This window comes from Streptomyces sp. col6 (assembly GCF_008042035.1).
In the GTDB taxonomy this organism is placed as follows: Bacteria; Actinomycetota; Actinomycetes; order Streptomycetales; family Streptomycetaceae; genus Streptomyces.
The window spans coordinates 1,462,164-1,478,964 of record NZ_RDBL01000013.1; the positions used below are offsets into that span (position 1 = coordinate 1,462,164).

A 16,801-nucleotide genomic window follows, 5' to 3' on the forward strand; every position below is an offset into this window, starting at 1 on the left:
GCGGGGGGCGACGCGCTGGCCGCCCGGGTCTCGGGGCGGCTGGAGGCGATGTCCCCGCTGCGGACGGAGGTCCGGGCGGGGCTGCTGGGCGGCACGGCGGTCCTGCGGGGGGCGTTGCTCGCGGCGCGGGAGGCGGCGCAGGAGGCGCTGTTCACGCCGGGCGCTTGACCGGTGTGCCGGTCCGGGGCCCTTGCGAGCCGCCCCGGACCGGCGAACCGGTTCCGTCCTCAATCGCCGGACGGGCTTGCACCTGCGGGGTTCAGCAGGCGCCCAGGTCCTGCCAGACGCCCCATTCACCGGTGGAGCCGGGCTTCTCGCCCTTCGTCCACCACTTCGCCTTCCACTGGTGGCCGTCCTGGCTCACCGTCGTACCGGCGCCGTACTCCGCGCTCGCACTCCACGCCGCCGCGGCGCACGCGCCGCCCGACGGGTCGGGGCTCGGGCCGGTCGAACCCGACGGGTCCGGGGTCGGCGTCGGCGTCGAGCCCGTGCCCGGCTCGACGACCGTGGTGCCGCGGGCCAGGTCCGCCGCCAGGGCGTAGGACTTCCCGCCGAAGGTCACGGTCCAGTTGGACGGGGTGGACGTCGGCAGGTAGTACACGAAGTCCACCTGGACCGACGCGCCGGGCGCCAGGCTCTGCCAGGACGGCAGCTTCAGGGAGACGCGGTTGTAGTCGCCCTTCAGCCCGCCGACGTTGTTCGCCGTGTGGTCGCTGCGCACGATCGTGGTGCCGAAGCCCGACTGGTCCTTGGCGTTGGCGGGCGCCGAGGTGGAGTAGTCGAACTGGAACTCCGTGCCGCCGGGCAGCGTCGCCTTCGTGTTGTTGGTGATCGTCAGCTTGGGGCTGATCGGGTAGTTCGAGTCGCCCAGCGGGAACTGGCCGAAGGATACGTCGATGTCCAGCGCCTGCGTCGGCAGGTCGATCGTGGAGCGCTTCGCCCCGTAGGGCGCGGCCTTCTTGAAGGTGTCGTACATCGTCGAGGTGAGCGTCGAGCCGGGCTCGTACTGGCCCTTGGACGCGTTCCAGCCGTAGTCGCCGGCCAGCTCCCAGATCATCGTGCCGCCGATGCCCTTGTCGGCCACGTAGTCCGCCTTGGCCTGCACGGACTGCTCGTCCTCGGTGGAGAGGAAGACCTTCTTCTCGGCGTTCCACAGCCACGGCGCGACCAGCGTGGAGTCGTAGTTGCGGACGTAGGCGCCGGTCAGCTTCGTGTCCGCGGGGAACCCGTAGTCCGTGACGTAGTCGCCGACGATGCCCTTCTCCAGGTTCTTGGCGTGCCACATCGGGTTGGAGCCGGCGGGAGCCTCCTTGCCGTTGGTGTCCTCGTCGTGCCAGAGGTTGTCGATGCCGACGGCGCCGTCACCGCACTTGGTCAGCCCCGCGCCGGCCGGGCAGTCGGTGGAAGCCGCCCTGCCCCACAGGCCGTTGGTGCCGCCCTGCACGTTCTTGAAGCCGCGGGTGTAGTACGGCAGCCCGATGTTGATCCGGCCGGACGGCATCGAACCGCGGAAGTAGTGGTACGCCCAGTCGGTGTTGAGGTAGCCGGTGCCGCCGTACTGCGAGGTGGAGTAGACGCTCGCCTGGGCGAGTTCCGCGTCCTTGCCGTCGTCGAAGAGCGCGGCGTTGGGGCCGACGTACTCGTTCCAGGCGCCGTGCAGGTCGTACGACATGATGTTGACGTAGTCCAGGTACTTCTGGACCTGGAAGGTCTCCATGCCGCGCAGCAGGTAGCCGGACGAGGGGGCCGCGACGCTGAGCAGGTAGTGGTGGCCGTCGGCGGCGGAGGCCCGGTCGAGCTTCTCGCGCAGGGTCTTCATCAGCGCTGCGTAGCTCTTGACCAGACCGGCCCGGCGGGCGTTGGACAGCGTCCAGTCCAGCGGGTTGCCGGCGTCCTTCATGGTGGTCGGGTACTCGTAGTCGATGTCGACGCCGTTGAAGCCGTACTTCCGGATGAAGTCGACGGTCGAGTCCGCGAAGGTGTTGATCCCGGTCTGGTTGACCGAGCCGTCGGCGTTGGTGGCCATCGAGTAGAAGCCGCCCGAGTCGACGCGCTTGCCGCTGTCGTCGAAGTAGCCGCCGGTCTCGGCCCAGCCGCCGACGGAGACCATCGTCTTGACGTTCGGGTACTGCTTCTTGAACTTGCTCAGCAGGTTGAAATGGCCCTTGTAGGGGAGGTCCGGGTCCATTTCGGCGCCCTTGACACCCGGCCAGGTCATGCCGGTGGAGGCGTTTTCCGGCCCATCGGCGCCGACGGAGATCTTGTTCGATCCGTCGACGTGGGCGAAGGCGTAGTTGAGGTGGGTGACCTTGTCCCAGGGGATGTCGGACGCGAGGTAGGCCGGCTTGCCGTCCTTGCCGGTCCGCCAGTTCGTGAAGTAGCCGATGACGCGCCGCGGGTGGTCGGCGCCCATCTTCTCGCGGCCCTCGGAGTCGTACACGGAGCAGTAGGGGACGGCGACGCCCGGCGTCTCGTAGAGCCCGTCGGGGCGACAGGACTCCTGGTCGGCGGCTTGCGAGGGGGCCGCGGCGAGCGAGCCGAGCAGCAGCGCGGCGACGGAGACGCCGGCGGCGACGAGCGAGGCTCTCGCGCGAGTGGGGGACAGCACGTTCGGTTCCTCCTGGGGAGGTCGGCAGAACACAACTGACAAGGGGGTGGGTCGTGTTGGGTCCCGGGCGTGCGCACACCAGGAAACCGGTCCTCGGAGGTGACGCAGAGATTAAGAGGACTAGACCAGTGCGTCAATAGGTCTGGACCATCGGTGATCCATTCCTGTGCGGCTGTCCGAAAAGAGCCCTTGTCACGGGCTGTCTGTGAGCCACTCCACAGCGTTCACCCGTATGGTCCATGCCCGCTCGTGGCACACTGATCGTGTACCAGCAGCAGCGCACTCCGGGGTCGGTGCAATTCCGAACCGGCGGTTATAGTCCGCGACCCGTCCGCATCCAGCGGCCGGTTGACCAGGTGGGATTCCTGGACCGACGGTTAAAGTCCGGATGGGAGGCAGTGCGCGGCGGGCCGTTTCGCGGGTACGCCGCCGTCGGCGGATGGATTCCGGACCACCGGACCATCCGTGTTTTCCGGCTTCCGGCGTCCCTGTCGTGCGTTCCCGCTTCTTCTGTCGTCATCGACAGGCCCCGGAGTCCGTGCCCGAAGAGGCAGGAGGACCCGGTGGACACCGCAGCCGACACCACCGCCATGCGCCGAGCCATCGCGCTCGCCGCCCGCGGTCTCGGCTCCACCAGCCCCAACCCCGTCGTCGGCTGCGTCGTCCTCGACGCCGCCGGTCAGACCGCGGGCGAGGGCTTCCACCAGCGCGCCGGCGGCCCGCACGCCGAGATCCACGCCCTGCGCGCGGCCGGCGACCGGGCCCGCGGCGGGACCGCCTACGTCACCCTCGAACCCTGTAACCACACCGGCCGGACCGGTCCCTGCGCCCAGGCGCTCATCGAGGCCGGCGTCGCCCGGGTCGTGTACGCGGTCGGCGACCCGAATCCGCAGGCCACCGGCGGTGCCGAGACCCTGCGCGCCGCGGGCGTCCGGGCCGAGGCGGGCCTCCTCGCCGACGAGGCCGAGGCGGGCAACGCCGCCTGGCTCACCTCGGTGCGCCGGGGCCGCCCGCACGTCACCTGGAAGTACGCGGCCAGCCTGGACGGCCGGGTCGCCGCCGCTGACGCCACCAGCCGCTGGATCAGCTCCGCCGAGTCCCGCGCCGACGTCCACCGGCTGCGCGCCGAGGCGGACGCGGTCGTCGTCGGCTCCGGCACCGCCCGCGCCGACGACCCCCAGCTCGGGGTGCGCGGCATCGACGGTGCCGTCCAGCCCCTGCGCGTCGTCGTCGACACCCGCGCCGCCGCCGTACGCCCCGGCGCCCGGGTCCTCGACGCCTCCGCGCCCACCCTGGTCGCGGTCGCCGAGGAGGCCGACGCCCGCCACCTGCCCGACGAGGCCGTCCTGCGCCTCCCGCGCGCCCACGGCGGGTCCGGCCTGGACCTGGCCGCCCTGCTCGCCGCCCTCCACGCGCGCGGCGTGCGCTCCGTCCTCCTCGAAGGGGGCCCGGTCCTGGCCGGTGCCTTCGTCGCCGCGGGACTCGTCGACAAGGTCGTCGGCTATCTCGCCCCCGTCCTCCTCGGCGCGGGCCCCGCCGCCCTCGCCGACGCCGGAATCCCCACCCTCGCCGAGGCGTTGCGCCTCGATGTGACGGAGACCGTCCGCATCGGCCCCGATCTGCGCGTCACCGCCGTTCCCGGCCACGCCCGGAAGGAAAACTGAGTGTTCACCGGAATTGTCGAAGAACTGGGTGAGGTCACCGCCGTCGAGCAGCTCGACGACGCCTCCCGCTTCCGTCTGCGCGGCCCCGTCGTCACCGAGGGCGCCAAGCACGGGGACTCGATCGCCGTGAACGGCGTCTGCCTGACCGTCGTGGAGCTCGGCGAGCACGAGTTCACCGCCGATGTGATGGCCGAGACCCTGAACCGCTCCAGCCTCGGCGCCCTGACGACCGGCTCCCGCGTCAACCTGGAACGCCCCATGGCGCTCGGCGGGCGGCTCGGCGGCCACATCGTCCAGGGCCACGTCGACGGCACCGGCCGCATCCTGGAGCGCCGGCCTTCCGAGAACTGGGAGATCGTGAAGATCTCGCTCCCGGCGGCCCTCACCCGGTACGTGGTGGAGAAGGGCTCGATCACCGTGGACGGCGTCAGCCTGACCGTGGTGGACGCCGGACCCGACTTCTTCACCATCAGCCTCATCCCCACCACCCTCGCGCTGACCACGCTCGGCATCAAGGGACCGGGCGACCGGGTCAACCTCGAAGTGGACGTCATCGCGAAGTACGTCGAGCGGCTGCTCGGCAACGCCGCGCCGGAGACCGGGGAGGAGACGAAGTGAGCGCCCTGCACTGGCTGAACTCCGAGGCCTTCACCGTCCTCGACCAGCACATCATCTGGTCCGACATGATCGGCAACACCATCGGCCTGATCGCCCTCGCGCTCGGCTGGCTGCGCTCGATCTGGACCTGGCCCGCCCAGCTCCTGTCCGGCGTCGTCCTGGTCGCCGCCAACGTCTCCGTCCAGCAGGCCGGCAGCGTCGGCAAGCAGGTCATCGTCATCGCGGTCGCCGTCTGGGGCTGGCAGCAGTGGACCCGGGGCCGCCAGCAGGCGCAGGACGGCTCCATAGCGGTCCGCTTCGCCACCTGGCGCGAACGCGGCTACCTGGTCGGCGGCGCCGCCCTCGGCACCCTCGCGGTCGGCGGCCTGTTCACCGCCTTCCCCTCGCTGTCCTGGAGCCCCTGGGCGGACGCCTACATCTTCGCGGGCACGCTGGTCGCGATGCTCGCCCAGGCGCGCGGCATGGTCGAGTTCTGGTTCGCCTGGCTGCTCGTCGACCTGGTCGGCGTCCCGCTGAACTTCCACAGCGGCCTCGCCTTCTCCGGTCTGATCTACGTCGTCTACGGCGCCCTCGTCCTGTGGGGCATGCGCGACTGGTGGCTGCGTACGCGGACACCCGCTCTGGAAGGAGCCACGGCATGACTGCCCAGCCCACCTGGCTGCACCCGGAACACGAGACCCCTGTCGAGGACCTCGCCCTCGACCCCGTCGAGCAGGCCATCCGCGACATCGCGGCCGGCCGGCCCGTCGTGGTCGTGGACGACGAGGACCGCGAGAACGAGGGCGACCTCGTCATCGCAGCCGAGAAGGCCACCCCCGAGATCGTCGCCTTCATGATGAGCGAGTGCCGCGGCCTGATCTGCGCGCCCATGGAGAACGACGAGCTGGAGCGGCTCGAACTGCCCCAGATGGTCGGCCACAACACCGAGTCGATGAAGACCGCGTTCACCGTCTCCGTCGACGCCTCCGCCGCCCACGGCGTGTCCACCGGCATCTCCGCCGCCGACCGCGCCACCACGCTGCGCCTGCTCGCCGGCGGCACGGCCGGCCCCGGCGACTTCGTGCGCCCCGGCCACATCTTCCCGCTGCGCGCCCGCTCCGGCGGGGTGCTCGTGCGCAACGGCCACACCGAGGCCGCCGTCGACCTGGCCCGGCTCGCCGGCCTGCGGCCCGCCGGGGCGATCGTCGAGATCGCGGGCGAGGACGGGGTCATGCTCCGGCTGCCCCAACTGGTGCCGTTCGCCCGCAAGCACGGCCTCACGATCATCTCCATCGAGGACCTGATCGCGTACCGCCGCAGCAACGAACCCACCGTCCGCCGCGAGGCCGAGGTCCGGCTGCCGACCCGCTTCGGCGCCTTCACCGCGTACGGCTACCGCTCCACCGTGGACGGCGTCGAGCACGTCGCGCTGGTCCACGGCGACCTCGGGGACGGCGAGGACGTCCTGGTCCGGGTCCACTCCGAGTGCCTGACCGGCGACATCTTCGCGTCCGAGCGCTGCGACTGCGGGCCCCAGCTGCACGCCTCCATGGAGCGGATCACGGACGAGGGACGCGGCGTCGTCGTCTATCTGCGCGGCCACGAGGGCCGGGGCATCGGCCTGCTCTCCAAGCTGCGCGCGTACGAGCTCCAGGAGCGGGGTGTCGACACGCTCGACGCCAACCTGGAGCTCGGCCTGCCCGCCGACGCCCGGGACTACGCGGCCGGCGCCCAGATCCTCCAGGACCTCGGCGTGCGCAGCCTGCGCCTGATGACGAACAACCCCGACAAGACCGCCGCGATCACCCGGTACGGCCTGACCGTCACCGGCCGCGAGCCGATGCCCGTCCAGGCCGGCGAGCACAACCTGCGGTACCTGCGCACCAAGCGCGACCGCATGGGACACGACCTGCCCTGGCTCGACGCGGCCACCGCGTCGACCTGCGACAACCAGTAGCACCACCAGCAGTCACCCGTACAGAGAAGCCAGGAGAGACATGAGCGGCAAGGGCGCACCCGAACTGTCCGTACGCAACTGCGGTGACCTCCGTGTGGCGGTCGTCGCCGCACAGTGGCACGAGAAGGTCATGGACGGACTCGTCGACGGCGCGCTGCGCGCCCTGCACGAGCTGGGCATCGACGAGCCGACCCTGCTGCGGGTCCCCGGCAGCTTCGAGCTCCCGGTCGTCGCCAAGGTGCTCGCCGGACGCGGGTACGACGCGATCGTCGCCCTCGGCGTGATCATCCGCGGCGGCACCCCGCACTTCGAATACGTGTCCCACGGCGTCACCAACGGCCTCACCCAGGTCGCCGTCGACACCGGCGTCCCGGTCGGCTTCGGCGTCCTCACCTGTGACACCGAGGAGCAGGCGCTCGACCGCGCGGGCATCGAAGGGTCCAACGAGGACAAGGGGCACGAAGCGGTCACCGCCGCCGTGGCGACCGCCGCCACACTGCGCTCGGTCAGCGAACCCTGGCGCTGAGTGCGGGCCCGGCACCCCGTATTCTGAGCACATCATGGCGAACAAAACCTTCGAAGAGCTCTTCGCCGAGCTGCAGCTCAAGGCCGCCAACGGCGACCCCTCCACCTCCCGCACCGCCGAGCTGGTGGACAAGGGGGTCCATGCCATCGGCAAGAAGGTCGTCGAGGAGGCCGCCGAAGTCTGGATGGCCGCCGAGCACGAGAGCAAGGACGCCGCCGCCGAGGAGATCTCGCAGCTGCTGTACCACGTCCAGGTGATGATGGTCGCGCGCGGGATCTCCCTCGACGACGTCTACGCCCACCTCTGAGCAAGGCCCCGCACGCTCCCGTACGTCATCCCGCCACACCTTTCGCAAAGGAAACCCGACCTCATGCTGCGCATCGCCGTCCCCAACAAGGGTGCTATCTCCGGGCCTGCGATGGCGATGCTCCATGAGGCGGGCTACAAGCAGCGCAAGGAGTCGAAGGAACTCGTCCTCGTCGACCCCGCCAACGAGGTCGAGTTCTTCTACCTGCGCCCCCGCGACATCGCCATCTACGTCAGCTCGGGCCGCCTCGACATCGGCATCACCGGCCGCGACCTGCTGCTGGACTCCGGCGCCGAGGCCGAGGAGATCCTCCAGCTCGGCTTCGCCCGCTCCACCTTCCGCTACGCCACCAAGCCCGGCACCGTCACGGACCCCGCGGACTTCGGCGGCCTGACGATCGCCACCTCCTACGAGGGCATCGTCGCCAAGCACCTCGCCGAGTCCGGTGTCGACGCCTCCGTCGTCCACCTCGACGGCGCCGTCGAGACCGCCATCGAACTCGGCGTCGCCCAGGTCATCGCGGACGTCGTCGAGACCGGCACCAGCCTGCGCAACGCCGGCCTCGAAGTCATCGGCGAACCCATCATGACCTCCGAGGCCGTCGTCATCCGGCGCACCGGCGCCCCCGGCGACGAGCCCAAGGTCCAGCAGTTCCTGCGCCGCCTCCAGGGCGTCCTGGTGGCCCGCAGCTACGTGATGATGGACTACGACTGCCGCGTCGAGCACCTGGAGCGCGCCGTCGCCCTCACGCCGGGCCTGGAGTCGCCGACCATCTCCCCGCTGCACCACGAGGGCTGGGTCGCCGTCCGCTCCATGGTCGCCGCCGCCGAGGCGCAGCGGATCATGGACGACCTGTACGACCTGGGTGCCCGCGCCATCCTCACCACCGCGATCCACGCCTGCCGGCTCTGACGGCGGCGGACGGAAGAAGAGCACGATGTCAGCCCCCACACCCCCGCCCGGCCTCCCGGCCCTGCCGGTCACCTTCCGGCCGACCCGCACCCGGGTGGTCCTGCTGACCGTCGGAGCGGCGATGTTCGCGGTCATCACCGTCGTCGCCTTCACCCTCGAACAGCTCAGCGGGGGAGAGCGGGTCAGCTTCGTCTTCACCGCGCTGCTCTTCTTCGGCGTCCTGGCGCTGCTCAGCCGCCCCAAGGTCGTCGCGGACGAGGAGGGCGTGACGGTGGTCAACCTCACGCGCACCCGGCGCCTCTCCTGGGCGCAGATCGTCCGCGTCAACCTGCGGGTGGGGGATCCGTGGGTCTTCCTCGACCTCAGCGACGGCACCAGCATGCCCGCCCTCGGCATCCAGCCCGGCATCGCCAAGCAGCGGGCCATCCAGGACGCACGGGCCCTGCGAGCCCTCGCCGAGAACCGCGGCACGGGCGCCGACAACGGCTAGGGGGGGGCGGCTTGTCGGTCAGGGCCGGGTCCGCGACGCCTGGCACGGCACCTCGCCGCGTTGCCGAAACGCCCGAATGGCTCCGCCATGAGGACGCCCCGGCGCCTTGCGATGCACCGCACCAGACGCCGCGGCCTGACCGACCCTGACCGACAAGCCGCCCCCAGCCCCTTCCCCCGTACCGCCTCCCGTTGATTACTCTGGAAGGCGGTGGCGCCCCGTGCGCGCCCCGCCCCGCCCAAAGGCCCACGCGGCCGGCGGGGCTTTTCCTGCGACCCGAGGAGTGACTCCCTCCAGCAATGGACGGATCGTCCGGTAGTACCTGCGCCGCCCCCTCCGCGGAGGCGGCGGCATGACAACCCCCCTCCTGCTGCTCAGCGCGGCATTCCTTCTCATCCTCGCCAACGGCTTCTTCGTGGCGGCCGAGTTCGGGCTCGTCACCGTGGAACGCGCGGACGCCGAGCGCGCCGCCGCCGAGGGCGACCGGCGGGCCCGCACCGTCACAGACGCCCTGCGCGAACTCTCCTTCCAGCTCTCCGGCACCCAGCTCGGCATCACCATCACCTCCCTGGTGGTCGGCATGCTCGCCGAGCCGGCGCTCGCCCAGCTGCTGGACGGACCCCTCGCCCTGACCGGCCTGCCCGACGGCGCGATCCCGACCGTCAGCGTGGTGGCGGGCATGCTGCTCGCCGCCGCCGTCCAGATGGTCATCGGCGAACTCGTCCCGAAGAACTGGGCGGTCTCCCGTCCGCTCACGGTCGCCCGGTTCGTCGCCGGACCGCAGGCCCGCTTCACCCGCCTCTTCCGGCCGGTCATCGGGGCCCTGAACACCGCGGCCAACCGGCTCGTACGCCTCCTCGGCGTCGAGCCCACCGAGGAGCTGGCCTCTGCCCGCACCCCCGGTGAGCTGGTCTCCCTCGCCCGGCACTCCGCCGAGGCGGGCACCCTCGAACAGGACACCGCCGACCTCTTCGTACGGACCCTGTCGCTCGCCGGGCTCACCGCCCAGCACGTGATGACCCCGCGCGTGAAGGTCAGCGCCCTGCAGACCTCCGCCACCGCCGCGGACGTCCTCAACCTCACCCGTGCCACCGGCCTGTCCCGCTTCCCCGTCTACCGGGAGCGCATCGACGAGGTCGTCGGCATGATCCACCTCAAGGACGCCCTCGCCGTCCCGGCCCCCGACCGGCTGCGCACCACCGCCGGCCGGATCGCCGTGCCGCCGCTCCTGGTGCCCGAGACGCTGCCCGTCGAACAGCTGCTCCAGCGGCTGCGCAAGGAGCAGCCGATCGCCGTCGTCGTCGACGAGTACGGCGGCACCGCCGGGGTCGTCACCCTGGAGGACATCATCGAGGAGCTCGTCGGCGAGGTCCGCGACGAGCACGACGCCGAGGGCGCCGACCGCCCCGAGCTGGCCCCCGCCCCGCCCGAGGACGGCAGGCCCGCCTGGGACGCCGAGGGCAGCTGCCGCGTCCTCACCCTGCGCCGCATAGGACTCGACGTGCCCGACGGCCCCTACGAGACCGTCGCCGGGCTCGTCGCCGATCTGCTGGGCCGCATTCCCGCGCCCGGCGACCGGGCCGAGCTCCCCGGCTGGCGGATCGCGGTCCGCCAGGTCGGCCACTACCGCGCCGAGAAGGTCCGCTTCGTACGCGTGGCGGAGATCCCCGGCGCCGAGGTCCCCGGCGCGGACGCCCCGGAGCCGGCCGTTCTGGAGGCGGCGCGATGAGCCTCGTACAACTGCTCTTCGCCGCACTCCTGGTCCTGGCGAACGGCTTCTTCGTCGGCGCGGAGTTCTCCCTCGTCTCCGTGCGCCGCAGCCAGATCGAACCCCTCGCCGCGGCCGGTTCGGGCCGCGCCCGCCAGGTGATGTACGGCCTGGAGAACCTGCCCCGGATGATGGCGGCGGCCCAGTTCGGCATCACCGTCTGCTCCCTGACCCTGGGTGCCGTCGCCGAACCCACCGTCGCGCACCTCCTGGAGCCGGTCTTCACCGCCGTGCACCTGCCCGAAGGGCTGATCCACCCGCTCGGTTACGTGCTGGCGCTCGTCCTCGTCGTCTTCCTCCACCTCGTCATCGGCGAGATGGTCCCGAAGAACCTGGCGATGGCCGCGCCGGAGAAGACCGCGCTCTGGCTCAGCCCCGGCCTCGTCGGCTTCGCCCGGCTCTGCCGGCCGGTCACCGCGGCGCTCGGCGCCTGCGCCCGGCTGGTGCTGCGCCTTTTCGGCGTCGAACCGAAGGACGAGGTGGAGGCCGTCTTCACGAGCGAGCAGCTCAACCGCCTCGTGGAGGACTCCGGGCAGGCGGGTCTCATCGAACCCGAGGCGCAGGAACGGCTGGAGGACGCGTTGGAGCTGGGCAGCAGGCCGGTCACCGACGTGCTGCTGCGCCGGGCCGCCCTGGTGACGGTGGACCCCTCCGTCACCCCGCGCCGGATCGAGGAGCTGACGGTCCGCACGGGCTTCTCGCGCTTCCCGGTCTGCGCCGAGGGCGGCGGGCCCTTCATGGGCTACCTGCACGTGAAGGACGTCCTCGACCTGGAGGACGGTGAGCGGGCGGTGCCGCAGCAGCTGTGGCGCCCGATGGCGACCGTACGGGCCGAACTCCCGCTGGACGACGCCCTCACCGTGATGCGCCGCGCCGCCACGCACCTCGCCCAGGTCGCCGACGCATCGGGCCGGGTGCTCGGCCTGGTCGCGATGGAGGACGTCCTGGAGACGCTGGTCGGCGAGGTACGCGACCCGGCGCACCGGGTGGCGGAGCCGCGTCGCACGGAGGAGCGGACGACGGACCCGGACGGGGCGGGCGCCCTGGTCGGCTGAGCCGCGCCCCGGCCGCCGGAGGTTTCCGGTGGCCGGGGCCGCTGTTCACAGGCCCGGCGGTTCCTGCTGCCCCCGGCCGACCGGCCCGCGTCCCGACAGCACCTCGCCGTACGCCTGCATCAGGTCCGGCAGCCGCAGCGTGGCCAGGTCGTCCCGGGTCGGCACCGTCGTACAGCCCGAGAGCCGCAGATCGCGGTAGGCGCAGCTCTTCTCGTACAGCGTCCGCAGGAAGCGGCCGTTGCCCAGCTCGTCCAGCCAGCCCTGGCCGACGACGTGGCCGCTGATCGAGCGCAGCTCCTCCAGCGACTCCTCGTCCCAGGCGTCGCCGTTCTCCGCGGCCAGCACCTCGCCGATCGCGGTGAGCTCCAGCGGCCGGTAGCTGGGGAAGTCCACCCGGGTGGTGAAGCGCGAGGAGAGCCCGGGGTTGGTGGACAGCAGCCGGTCCATGCCCTCCGGATAGCCGGCCAGGATGACGACAAGATGGTCCCGGTTGTCCTCCGCCCGCTTGAGCAGGACCTGAAGGGCCTCGTCGCCGTACGCGTCACCCTTGCTGTACCCGGTGTTGGAGAGGCTGTACGCCTCGTCGACGAACAGCACCCCGCCCAGCGCCGAATCGATCAGCTCGTTCGCCTTCACCGCGGTCTGGCCCAGGAACTCGCCCACCAGATCGGCCCGTTGGGCCTCCACCAGATGGTCCCCGCCGAGCAGGCCCAGCGCGTAGAACACCCGGCCCAGGATGCGGGCCACCGTCGTCTTGCCGGTGCCGGAGGGCCCGGAGAAGACGAAGTGCCGCTTCGGCGGCTGTACGGGCAGCCCCTGGCCCGCCCGCAGCCGCGCCATGTTCAGCTGCGCCGACAGGGCCTTCACCTGCCGTTTCACCGGCTCCAGACCGACCATCCGCTCCAGCTCGGCCAGCGCCTCGGCCAGCAGCGCCGGGTCGCTGGGCCCGGCCGGGAAGGGCTGCGCCGGCCCCGAGGCCTTCGCCCGTACGCCGCCGGGCAGCGGGGAGACCCCGACGCCGGGCGGGTCGGCGGGCTCACCGCCCGGTGACAGCTCCCGGCCGTCCGGCTGCTCGGCGCCCGGCGACGGCGCGGACTCCGCCAGGCCCTCCGCGCAGACCCCGTCCGCCTCCATACCGGTCAGGGACACGGCCGCCAGCCCGGACATGTCCTCGGTGCCGTCGAGCCCGTCGTAGTCCGCGATGGCCGCGAGCCGCGCGGAGGTGTCCATGAAGGCGGGGTCGATCCGGTGCACGGCCCGGTACAGCGGCAGGGCCGCGGCACTGCGGCCGGTTCCCTCGTGCGCGCGGGCCAGCCAGTAGCGCAGCTCCTTGCGCTGCGGCTGTTCGCTGCGGCAGCGCATCAGGGCCGTCGCGAGCATCGGCTCGGCCTGCCCGTACATCTCCAGCCGCACCCGTGCCATCCCGCCGAACAGCCCCGCCTCGATGCCGAGCATCGGATCGTCGATCAGCTGCTCGGTGTGGCGTACGAGCTGCTCCCAGTCCTTGACCAGATAGGAGCGGCAGGCGTGCAGGAAGCGGACCTGGGCATCGGTCTCCACCGGCGGCAGCGCGGCCAGCGCCCGGTCCAGCTCGGCCACATGGCGGCCGTCCAGCCAGTGCGAGGCGTGCGCCAGCAGCAGGTCGCGCGGGCTCTCCAGGACCGGCTGCACCCACCAGCCCAGCCAGTACCACGAGTTCAGCGTGCGCCGGTGGCGGCCGCGCTGTTCACCGAAGCGGTCGCGGTGGCGGTGCATGTGCAGCAGGGCCGACGCCGTGTCGACGCGCAGCGCGTGCAGACCGAGCCACGCGTCCGCCATCCCGGGGTCCTGCCGGACGGCCGCCCGGAACTCCTCCTCCGCCTGCGGATAGGCGCCCATCGTGTAGGCGTCCACGCCCCGCAGCCACGCGAGGTCGGCCGGGGCCTGTGCGCCCTGCGTACCGAAGCCCATCAGGTCCCCCACAAACGTGCCCCCAGGATGTCCCGCCGCCCGAAAGCCCGCCGAGGCGCGCCGAATCGCTGTGCCGTGGACGGGAATTGACCGCACCGAGAGGCATCGTACCTGTGCGGTGCGTATCCGACGAAGGGTGCCGCAGGCCCGGGACGCGTCGTGACCCAGGGTGAGATCGGGAGGGTCGGAGAGGTGCGGGGAGCACAGGACGAAGCCCCCGGTCACGGGGGAACAACCGGGGGCTTCGCGTCTGTGGGGGCTCCGAAAAGCCGCACATTGAGAACGTAAGACCTGTACCGCCCCCCGGTCAAGCGGAGTTGAGGTACTCGCGAGTCGATTTCCGGTTGCTCAGTACGGAGACGCGAGCCGGTCACACCCGGTGACGGAACGGTTCAGCACTGCTCCCGTACGGGTCCCTTCCGCCACTCGTACCCCACAGGCAACTGCCGTACCAGAGCATCCGCCCAGGGGCGGGACGGGTCGGCCGAGAAGTGGGCCGTCTCGGCCGCGGTCCAGCCGTCCCAGAACGAGCGCAGCGCGGGCCCGTCGCGCCTGCGGCCCCGATCCCAGGACTCCTCGGCCCCGAGATCCATCCACAGCAGCCGGGCCAGCAGGGGCCGCAGGGAGCGCCGGCCGGCACCGACCCCCTCGATCAGGATCACGGGGGCGGGCTCCAGGGTCCTGACCGGTCCGAAGGCCCGCTCCGTCCAGTCGTACGGCGCGTACCGCGCGGGCTCGCCGCGCGAGAGCGGCCCCGTCACCTGCTCGCGCAGCCGGTCCGTCCAGGCGAACAGCTCCTCGTGCGTCGCCAGGTCGTCCAGGTGCAGCACGGGCGCCCCGCCGAGCGCCGTCGCGAGCCGGCCGGCGAAGGTGCTCTTGCCCGATCCCGCGTGCCCGTCGACGGCGATCAGCCGCACCGGTCCGCAGGACGGCGCGAGAGCGCGCAGCCGGGCGGCATGGGAAGCGAGGTCGTCCATGGGCCCAGCCTACGAGCCGGGTGCGCGCTGGGCCGTTCGGACCAGCCGCAGGTCACGCCAGTGGTAGAGACCAATATTGGTTGATCGGCACGGGCCGAATCGCTGGCCGAACGGGGACGCGAACCGCGATAGTTGGCGCACTGTCGTGCACCGCAGCCCCATTCCGCCGACGACCGGGGGTCTCGCCCATGCCCAGTCCCACCTCACGCCGTACCGTGCTCGCCGCCGCCATTGCCGCTGCCGCCGGCGCCGGAGCACTGTCGTCCGCCGCCTCCGCGTCCGCCGCACCGCGACGCGACAGGCCCGCGCCGCCCTCCGTGGACAACCACGCCTGGACCACGTACCCCGACTGGCGTTTCGGCCGGAACGAGGGGACGCGCGCGGTCGCCGGCCTCCGTGCGGGCCTCGCCATCGCCCACCCGCTGGGCCGTACGGACTACACCGACCCGCACACCGGCACCACCGCCGCGTGGGAGTACGCGACCTGGACCTCCCCGGTCCACCGCTCCTCCGTCCCCGCCACCGAGGTCATCGCCTCCTGGAACGCGGACACCCCGGCCGGCACCTGGATCCAGACCGAACTGCGCGGCACATACTCCGACGGCACCGAGACCCCCTGGTACGTGATGGGCCGCTGGGCCGCCGGTGACGGGGACATCCGCCGTACCTCGGTGGACGACCAGAGCGACGGCAAGAGCTCGATCTGGACGGACACCTTCTCGGTGGACGACGCCGCGAGCGGGCTGCGCCTGGTCTCGTACCGCCTCCGGCTGACCCTGTACCGCACCCCGGGCACCCGGCTCACCCCGACGGTGTGGCGGGTGGGCGCGATGGCCTCGGACATCCCCGACCGCTTCACGGTGCCCGCCAGCACCCCGGGCCTGGTCCGCGAACTGCCGGTGCCGCGCTACTCGCAGAACCTCCACGTCGGCCAGTACCCCGAGTACGACAACGGCGGCGAGGCGTGGTGCAGCCCCACCTCCTCGCAGATGATCATCGAGTACTGGGGCCGCAAGCCCTCCGCCGACGACCTCGCCTGGGTCGAGCCCGGCATACAGGATCCCCAGGTCTGCCACGCGGCGCGCTTCACGTACGACAACCAGTACGAGGGCTGCGGCAACTGGCCGTTCAACGCCGCCTACGCGGCCACGTACCGCGACATGAGCGCCGCCGTCACCCGGCTCGGCTCCCTGAACGACGTGGAGACCCTGGTCCGCGCGGGCATCCCGGTCATCACCTCGCAGTCCTTCCTCAAGGAGGAGCTGACCGGCGCGGGCTACGGCACCTCCGGCCACTTGATGACGGTCATCGGCTTCACCGCGGACGGCGACGTCATCGCCAACGACCCCGCCTCCCCGGACGACGACGCGGTCCGCCACGTCTACAAGCGCCACGAGTGGGAGACGATCTGGCTGCGGACGAAGCGGTACGACGCGAACGGCAACGTCAAGAGCGGGACGGGCGGGGTCTGTTACGTCTACTGGCCGGCCCGCCCGACCCCGGCACAGCGGTGGGCGCTGCGGTCCTTCGGGCTGGTCTGAGCCCCCGCCCGTCCCCGGCCCGGACCCGTGCGGGGCGGTGAAGTCCACTGCCCCGCACGGCTGGTGACTGCCATTCGGGCGAATCCTCCGCTTCACCGGACCGTGCTCCGGCCCCCGGGCTACAGTGCGTGGCGGGACGACATACGGCCGAGAGCCCGGGGGGTCGGATGGTGCGGCGCGACCACGACGAGGAAGCCGACGACTGGTTCGGCGGCGACGAGCCGCTGGACGTCGAGGCGGCCGACGGTCACCTCGCCCTCGCACCGCCGGCGCAGGCGCTGGGTGTCGCCTCCTTCAGCTGGCAGTGCTCCCGCGAACCCGGGGAGACCGCGCCCTGCACCACCGACAAGCCGGGCAGCATGGACTTCCCCCAGGACGGCGACTTCCTGTGCGCGTGCGGCGCGGAGCTGGTCTACCGGCGGCGGAACCCGCGGGGCTGAGCCGGGGCG

The 16,801-nt window shown here is 71.9% G+C and carries 15 protein-coding genes, 1 pseudogene and 1 riboswitch; of the genes and pseudogenes, 13 read left to right on the forward strand and 3 right to left on the reverse strand.

Translation table 11 applies throughout. From position 1 onward, the window contains the following. A pseudogene (locus tag EAO73_RS36690) lies at positions 1–168 on the forward strand (ROK family transcriptional regulator); the annotation flags it as partial. Between the two features lie 91 nt (positions 169–259). Here EAO73_RS36690 and EAO73_RS23370 read toward each other — a convergent pair. Continuing rightward, the gene (locus EAO73_RS23370; protein WP_147973412.1) at positions 260–2,608 is read right to left on the reverse strand and encodes a chitinase C-terminal domain-containing protein; all 2,349 of its coding nucleotides are present in this window, start codon (positions 2,606–2,608) and stop codon (positions 260–262) included. A 275-nt stretch (positions 2,609–2,883) separates the two neighbouring features. Continuing rightward, positions 2,884–3,014, forward strand: a riboswitch (FMN riboswitch). 157 nt (positions 3,015–3,171) lie between these two features. Between EAO73_RS23370 and ribD the strand changes: the two genes are divergently transcribed. From ribD to EAO73_RS23420, 10 genes are all read left to right on the forward strand, one after another. Then, positions 3,172–4,272 (forward strand): bifunctional diaminohydroxyphosphoribosylaminopyrimidine deaminase/5-amino-6-(5-phosphoribosylamino)uracil reductase RibD, encoded by a 1,101-nt coding sequence (ribD, locus tag EAO73_RS23375; protein WP_147973413.1) that lies wholly within the window; start codon positions 3,172–3,174, stop codon positions 4,270–4,272. Next, the gene (locus tag EAO73_RS23380) at positions 4,273–4,890 is read left to right on the forward strand and encodes a riboflavin synthase (RefSeq protein WP_147973414.1); all 618 of its coding nucleotides are present in this window, start codon (positions 4,273–4,275) and stop codon (positions 4,888–4,890) included. Beyond that, positions 4,887–5,531: a nicotinamide mononucleotide transporter family protein gene (locus EAO73_RS23385; RefSeq protein WP_147973415.1), complete on the forward strand. Its 645-nt coding sequence runs from the start codon at positions 4,887–4,889 to the stop codon at positions 5,529–5,531. Before EAO73_RS23380 ends, EAO73_RS23385 begins: the two co-directional genes overlap by 4 nt. After that, complete coding sequence (locus tag EAO73_RS23390; RefSeq protein ID WP_147973416.1) at positions 5,528–6,826, forward strand: bifunctional 3,4-dihydroxy-2-butanone-4-phosphate synthase/GTP cyclohydrolase II; 1,299 nt, start codon at positions 5,528–5,530, stop codon at positions 6,824–6,826. Before EAO73_RS23385 ends, EAO73_RS23390 begins: the two co-directional genes overlap by 4 nt. 40 nt (positions 6,827–6,866) lie before the next feature. Beyond that, positions 6,867–7,352 (forward strand): 6,7-dimethyl-8-ribityllumazine synthase, encoded by a 486-nt coding sequence (ribH, locus tag EAO73_RS23395; protein ID WP_018524272.1) that lies wholly within the window; start codon positions 6,867–6,869, stop codon positions 7,350–7,352. Between the two features lie 34 nt (positions 7,353–7,386). Further along, positions 7,387–7,659 carry a phosphoribosyl-ATP diphosphatase gene (locus EAO73_RS23400; RefSeq protein WP_018524273.1) on the forward strand — a complete coding sequence of 91 codons (273 nt, stop codon included), beginning with the start codon at positions 7,387–7,389 and terminating at the stop codon, positions 7,657–7,659. Positions 7,660–7,722: 63 nt separating this feature from the next. Next, positions 7,723–8,571 (forward strand): ATP phosphoribosyltransferase, encoded by an 849-nt coding sequence (gene hisG / locus EAO73_RS23405; RefSeq protein ID WP_018524274.1) that lies wholly within the window; start codon positions 7,723–7,725, stop codon positions 8,569–8,571. Between the two features lie 25 nt (positions 8,572–8,596). Next, positions 8,597–9,061, forward strand: a complete 465-nt coding sequence (locus tag EAO73_RS23410; protein ID WP_147973417.1) for a PH domain-containing protein — start codon at positions 8,597–8,599, stop codon at positions 9,059–9,061. Positions 9,062–9,413: 352 nt separating this feature from the next. Beyond that, on the forward strand, positions 9,414–10,790 hold the full coding sequence (locus EAO73_RS23415) for a hemolysin family protein (protein WP_147973418.1): 1,377 nt from the start codon (positions 9,414–9,416) through the stop codon (positions 10,788–10,790). After that, the gene (locus EAO73_RS23420; RefSeq protein WP_147973419.1) at positions 10,787–11,884 is read left to right on the forward strand and encodes a hemolysin family protein; all 1,098 of its coding nucleotides are present in this window, start codon (positions 10,787–10,789) and stop codon (positions 11,882–11,884) included. The genes EAO73_RS23415 and EAO73_RS23420 overlap by 4 nt, the downstream gene beginning before the upstream one ends. Positions 11,885–11,929: 45 nt before the next feature. Here EAO73_RS23420 and EAO73_RS23425 read toward each other — a convergent pair whose 3' ends face one another. Both EAO73_RS23425 and EAO73_RS23430 read right to left on the reverse strand, forming a co-directional pair. Continuing rightward, positions 11,930–13,834 (reverse strand): AAA family ATPase, encoded by a 1,905-nt coding sequence (locus tag EAO73_RS23425; protein ID WP_191134178.1) that lies wholly within the window; start codon positions 13,832–13,834, stop codon positions 11,930–11,932. 392 nt (positions 13,835–14,226) lie between these two features. Next, a complete protein-coding gene (locus EAO73_RS23430; protein WP_147973421.1) occupies positions 14,227–14,811 on the reverse strand; it encodes a uridine kinase in 585 nt (194 codons plus the stop codon). Between the two features lie 188 nt (positions 14,812–14,999). Between EAO73_RS23430 and EAO73_RS23435 the strand changes: the two genes are divergently transcribed. Both EAO73_RS23435 and EAO73_RS23440 read left to right on the forward strand, forming a co-directional pair. Beyond that, positions 15,000–16,352 carry a peptidase C39 family protein gene (locus EAO73_RS23435; RefSeq protein ID WP_147973422.1) on the forward strand — a complete coding sequence of 451 codons (1,353 nt, stop codon included), beginning with the start codon at positions 15,000–15,002 and terminating at the stop codon, positions 16,350–16,352. Positions 16,353–16,519: 167 nt separating this feature from the next. Next, positions 16,520–16,792 (forward strand): hypothetical protein, encoded by a 273-nt coding sequence (locus EAO73_RS23440; RefSeq protein WP_147973423.1) that lies wholly within the window; start codon positions 16,520–16,522, stop codon positions 16,790–16,792. Positions 16,793–16,801: the final 9 nt, after the last annotated feature.

What these genes read in the sequence shown, in the direction of transcription:
- EAO73_RS23425 (WP_191134178.1), bottom strand. Translation starts at nt 13,834, where the DNA reads ATGGGCTTCGGTACGCAGGGCGCACAGGCCCCGGCCGACCTCGCGTGG.
- EAO73_RS23410 (WP_147973417.1), top strand. Translation starts at nt 8,597, where the DNA reads ATGTCAGCCCCCACACCCCCGCCCGGCCTCCCGGCCCTGCCGGTCACC.
- EAO73_RS23415 (WP_147973418.1), top strand. Translation starts at nt 9,414, where the DNA reads ATGACAACCCCCCTCCTGCTGCTCAGCGCGGCATTCCTTCTCATCCTC.
- EAO73_RS23430 (WP_147973421.1), bottom strand. Translation starts at nt 14,811, where the DNA reads ATGGACGACCTCGCTTCCCATGCCGCCCGGCTGCGCGCTCTCGCGCCG.
- EAO73_RS23400 (WP_018524273.1), top strand. Translation starts at nt 7,387, where the DNA reads ATGGCGAACAAAACCTTCGAAGAGCTCTTCGCCGAGCTGCAGCTCAAG.
- EAO73_RS23440 (WP_147973423.1), top strand. Translation starts at nt 16,520, where the DNA reads ATGGTGCGGCGCGACCACGACGAGGAAGCCGACGACTGGTTCGGCGGC.
- EAO73_RS23435 (WP_147973422.1), top strand. Translation starts at nt 15,000, where the DNA reads ATGCCCAGTCCCACCTCACGCCGTACCGTGCTCGCCGCCGCCATTGCC.
- EAO73_RS23390 (WP_147973416.1), top strand. Translation starts at nt 5,528, where the DNA reads ATGACTGCCCAGCCCACCTGGCTGCACCCGGAACACGAGACCCCTGTC.
- ribH (WP_018524272.1), top strand. Translation starts at nt 6,867, where the DNA reads ATGAGCGGCAAGGGCGCACCCGAACTGTCCGTACGCAACTGCGGTGAC.
- hisG (WP_018524274.1), top strand. Translation starts at nt 7,723, where the DNA reads ATGCTGCGCATCGCCGTCCCCAACAAGGGTGCTATCTCCGGGCCTGCG.
- EAO73_RS23420 (WP_147973419.1), top strand. Translation starts at nt 10,787, where the DNA reads ATGAGCCTCGTACAACTGCTCTTCGCCGCACTCCTGGTCCTGGCGAAC.